Raw genomic sequence first — 4,565 nt, 5'->3', positions numbered from 1 at the left:
GTGTCGGAGGAGGTGTGCTCGCCGGAGTACTGGGTGCGGCATGTCCGTGAGGCTGTCCGGTTCGCGGATGCGGTGCAGACCCTGGAAGCCGAAGGTGCTTCGGTTTTCGTGGAGTTGGGTCCTGACGGGGTGCTGTCGGCGATGGTGCGGGAGTGCCTGGCCGAGGACAGCACTGCCGTCATCGTCCCCGTCCTGCGCCGCGATCGTCCCGAAGTCACCACGGCGGTTACCGCGTTCGCGCAGGTGCTGGCGCAGGATGCGGTCACCGACCGGAGCGCATTCCTCGCCCACGCCGGGGCCACCCGCGTCGACCTGCCCACCTACGCCTTCCAACGCGACTCCTACTGGTTCGACGCCGCGCCCGCCGGCCCGGCCAACGGCCTCGTGGCCCACGACGAAGCCGAAACCCGCTTCTGGGAGGCGATCGAAGGCGCCGACCTGGCCGGGCTCACCTCGGCACTGCAGCTCGACGCCGCCGACGAGGACACGGACGCGGAGGATTTGCGGTCGGCGTTGCCCGTGCTCTCCGCGTGGCGCGCTCGGCACAAGGCGCGGTCCGCCGCTGCCGACTGGCGTTACCAGGTCGTATGGGAGCGGCTTGCGAGCGCCTCGCCTCCGTCCGCACTGTCCGGGACCTGGCTGCTGGTCGCACCCGAACACCAGGCAACGGACGCGCAACCGGACGCACCTGCGGACACGGACACGGACTCGGAGACGCGCACGTGGGCGAACTCCGTCGCCGCGTGCCTGTCCCGGTACGGTGCCGAGGTCGTCGTACGAGCGGTACCGGCGGGCACCGTGAGCCGGGCCGAGCTCGCCCGCCTGCTGCGGGAGGTCCATGACGGTGGCATGGACGAGCTGGCGGGTGTGCTCTCGCTGCTTGCTTCCGACCAGGGGACCGACCCCGCCGGATCGTCCTCCGCCGTGTCCGGCGGACTCGTCGGAACGCTCCGCCTCCTCCAGGCGCTGACCGACGCGGGTACGGACGCCCCGCTCTGGGTGGCCACCCGGGGCGCGATGTCCGTGGGACCCGAGGACCCGCCGGTGGACGCCGACCAGGCCCAGCTCTGGGGCTTCGGCCGCGTCGCCGCGCTGGAGTGGCCCCAGCTCTGGGGAGGTCTCGTGGACCTGCCGGCCACCTTGGATCCGCGCGCCCAGGACCACCTCGCCGTCGCCCTGGCCGGCCGCGCCGGTACGGGCGTGGTCCCCGAGGACCAGGTGGCGGCCCGCACCACCGGCCTCTTCGGACGTCGTCTGGTCCGGGCGACGCGCGACGCAGGGGCGGTCCCCGAGTGGCGCCCGAGCGGCACCGTCCTGGTCGTGGGAGGCATGGGCGCGCTCGGTGCCCGCGTCGCGGAGTGGCTGGCGGCCAACGGCGCCCAGAACCTCGTACTGACCAGCAGGCGCGGAGCGGACGCGCCGGGCGCGGCGGACTTGCTGGCGCGACTGTCGGCGTACGGAGTTCCGGTACGGATCGAGGCTTGTGACGCGGCCGACCGGGAGGCGCTGGCGGCCGTACTCGCCGCCGTACCGGGCGAGCACCCGCTGACCGCGGTGTTCCACACCGCAGGCATCCTCGACGACGCCTTGATCGAAAGGTTGACGCCCGACCGTTTCGAGAAGGTCCTGCGCTCCAAGAGCGTCGCGGCCCGGCATCTGCACGAGCTGACCCACGACAACGACTACCTTGAAGCCTTCGTGCTCTTCTCCTCCGTTTCGGGCGCCATCGGAGCCCCCGGACAAGCCAACTACGCGTCCGCCAACGCCTACTTGGACGCGCTTGCCGAAAAGCGCCACGCCCTCGGCCTGCCCGCCACCTCGATCGCTTTCGGCGCCTGGGCCGGTGGGGGCATGGCCACCGACGGCTCGGAATCCGTGGACGACCGCCTTGGCCGTGGCGGCGTGGTTCCCATGAACCCCGATGCGGCGATTTCCGCGATGTCCCACGCCGTGGCGAGCGGCGAACCGACCTTCGTCATAGGCGACCTGGACTGGGGGCGCTTCGCCCTCGACTTCACCTCCAGCCGACCGAGCGCGCTGCTCACCGGTGTGCGCGAGGCCGAGCGGATTCTCCAACCTGCGACGCACACCGACCGGAACTCCGGCGACGCGGGCGCGACCGGCGGCCCGTCCCTGTCCGAGCGGCTTGCCGCGCTGCCGACGGAGAAGCGCCTCGCGACTCTGATCGATCTGGTGTCCACCCATGCGGCGGCCGTTCTCGGCCACTCCGGTACGCGGACGCTGCAGCCGGACCGCAGCTTCAAGGAGCTCGGCTTCGGCTCTCTCACCGCCGTCGAATTCCGCAACCGGCTGGGGCACGCCACCGGCATGAGGCTCAGCGCCACCATTGTGTTCGATCACCCGACACCGAGGGCGCTCGCTCAGCACATGCTGGCCGCGCTCACGTCGGACTCGACCGATGCCGAAGCAGTCCTCAGCGACGTGGACCGGCTGGAAACGGCGGTCCTCGCCCTGCCGGAGGACGACGAGGAAGGGCGCGTCGAAGTCGCCCATCGTCTGCGCGTGCTGCTCTCGAAGATCACCGGGCCAGTCGACGCGACGGCACACGGGACGGGGTACGTGACTGTGCCCGTGACCGGCGGCGGAGAACCTGCGGTCCTGGACCTGAACCTCGACCTGCAGGACGCCGACGCCGGCGACATTTTCGCCTACATCGACCAGAAGTACGGGTCCGGTCCTGGAGTCGGGTCCGGGGCCGGGTCCGCCTGAGCCACATCCCGCTCCGGGCCGCCTCGCCGCCTCCATTCCTCAGCACAGACGCAAAGAACCGGGTGACCCCTCATCATGTCTGCGAACGAAGCGAAGCTCCTTCAGTACCTCAAGCACGTCACGTCCGACCTGGACAAGGCGAACGATCGCCTGCGCGAGGCGGAGACCAAGGCCAATGAGCCGATCGCGATCGTCGGCATGAGCTGCCGTTTCCCGGGCGGGGTCGAGTCCCCGGAGGACCTGTGGCGGCTCGTGGCCTCCGGTACGGACGGGATATCCGCCTTCCCCACGGACCGTGGCTGGGACCTCGACATCCTCTTCGACGAGGACCCGGAACGCCCCGGAAGCTCGTCGGTCCGCGAGGGCGGCTTCCTCTACGAGGCCGCCGGGTTCGACGCGGACTTCTTCGGGATCTCCCCGCGTGAGGCGCTGGCGATGGACCCCCAGCAGCGCCTGCTCTTGGAGAGCGCCTGGGAGGCCTTCGAACGGGCCGGCATCGACCCGGTTCCGTTGCGTGGTTCACGCACCGGCGTCTTCGTCGGCACCAACGGTCAGGACTACGGCCGGATCGCCGCGGATTCCCCCGAAGACCTCGGCGGGTACGTCGGAACGGGAAATGCGGCGAGCGTCCTCCCCGGCCGGATCTCCTACGTCTTCGGTCTTGAGGGTCCTGCGGTGACGGTGGACACGGCGTGTTCGTCGTCGCTGGTGGCGCTGCATCTGGCGGTGCAGGCGCTGCGGCGCGGCGAGTGCACCATGGCGCTCGCCGGCGGTGTCACCGTGATGTCGTCCGCCGGGACTTTTGTGGAGTTCAGCCGGCAGCGCGGGTTGTCTCCGGACGGGCGGTGCAAGTCCTTCGCCGATTCCGCGGACGGGACCGGCTTCGCCGAGGGTGTGGGGATGCTGCTCGTGGAGCGGCTGTCGGACGCGGTACGCAATGGTCACCGGGTCCTTGCGGTGGTGCGGGGTTCGGCGGTGAACCAGGATGGGGCGAGCAATGGTCTGACGGCTCCGAACGGTCCTTCCCAGCAGCGGGTGATCCGCCAGGCGCTGCAGAGCGCGGGCCTTGTGGCCTCGGACGTGGACGCGGTGGAGGCGCACGGGACGGGCACGAAGCTGGGGGACCCGATCGAGGCCCAGGCACTCCTGGCCACCTATGGGCAGGGGCGGTCGGAGGACCGTCCGTTGTGGCTGGGTTCGATCAAGTCGAACATCGGGCACACGCAGGCCGCCGCGGGTGTGGCGGGCATCATCAAGATGGTCATGGCCATGTGGCACGGCACCCTGCCGCGTACGTTGCATGTCGACTCGCCGTCGTCGCAGGTGGACTGGACGGCGGGTGCCGTCCAACTCCTGACCGAGGAGCGGTCCTGGCCGCAGACGGACCGGCCGCGCCGAGCCGGCGTCTCCTCCTTCGGCATCAGCGGCACCAACGCCCACATCATCATCGAGCAGGCTCCGGACGCCGCCGGGTACGAGCCCCAGCCCCAGCCCCAGTCCGAGCCCGAGGCCGTGGACAGTGTCCTGGTTCCGTGGGTGGTGTCGGCGCGGTCGGTGGAGGCGTTGCGGGGGCAGGCGGCGCGGCTGTTGGAGTTCGTGGAGCGGCGGCCCGATCTGCGCGCGGTGGACATCGCGTCCTCGCTGATGGGCCGATCGATGTTCGAGTACCGCGCCGTGATCGTTGGTCGGGAGCGCGAGGAGTTCCTGGAGTCGTTGCGGTCGTTGGCCCGGGACGGTAGTGCGTCCGGCACGGCGCCGGGTGCGTCGGCATCGGGCGACGGCCTTGCGGTGGTGTTCACGGGTCAGGGCAGTCAGCGGTTGGGCATGGGTCGTGA

At 70.7% G+C, this 4,565-nt stretch carries 2 protein-coding genes; both read left to right on the top strand.

Annotated elements, in window-relative coordinates; translation table 11 throughout:
* Positions 1 to 2,730 (top strand): SDR family NAD(P)-dependent oxidoreductase (locus ACZ7L9_RS37965; RefSeq protein WP_471422080.1); only part of this gene is annotated, 2,730 nt, incomplete at its 5' end.
* A gap of 75 nt (positions 2,731 to 2,805) precedes the next feature.
* On the top strand, positions 2,806 to 4,565 hold a 1,760-nt coding region (locus tag ACZ7L9_RS37960; protein WP_471422079.1), incomplete at its 3' end, for a type I polyketide synthase.

The sequence above is a fragment of the Streptomyces sp. NPDC111516 genome (assembly GCF_055635345.1).
Note: the sequence above shows the minus strand (reverse complement) of the source record. Positions and strands in the feature narration are given on the sequence as shown.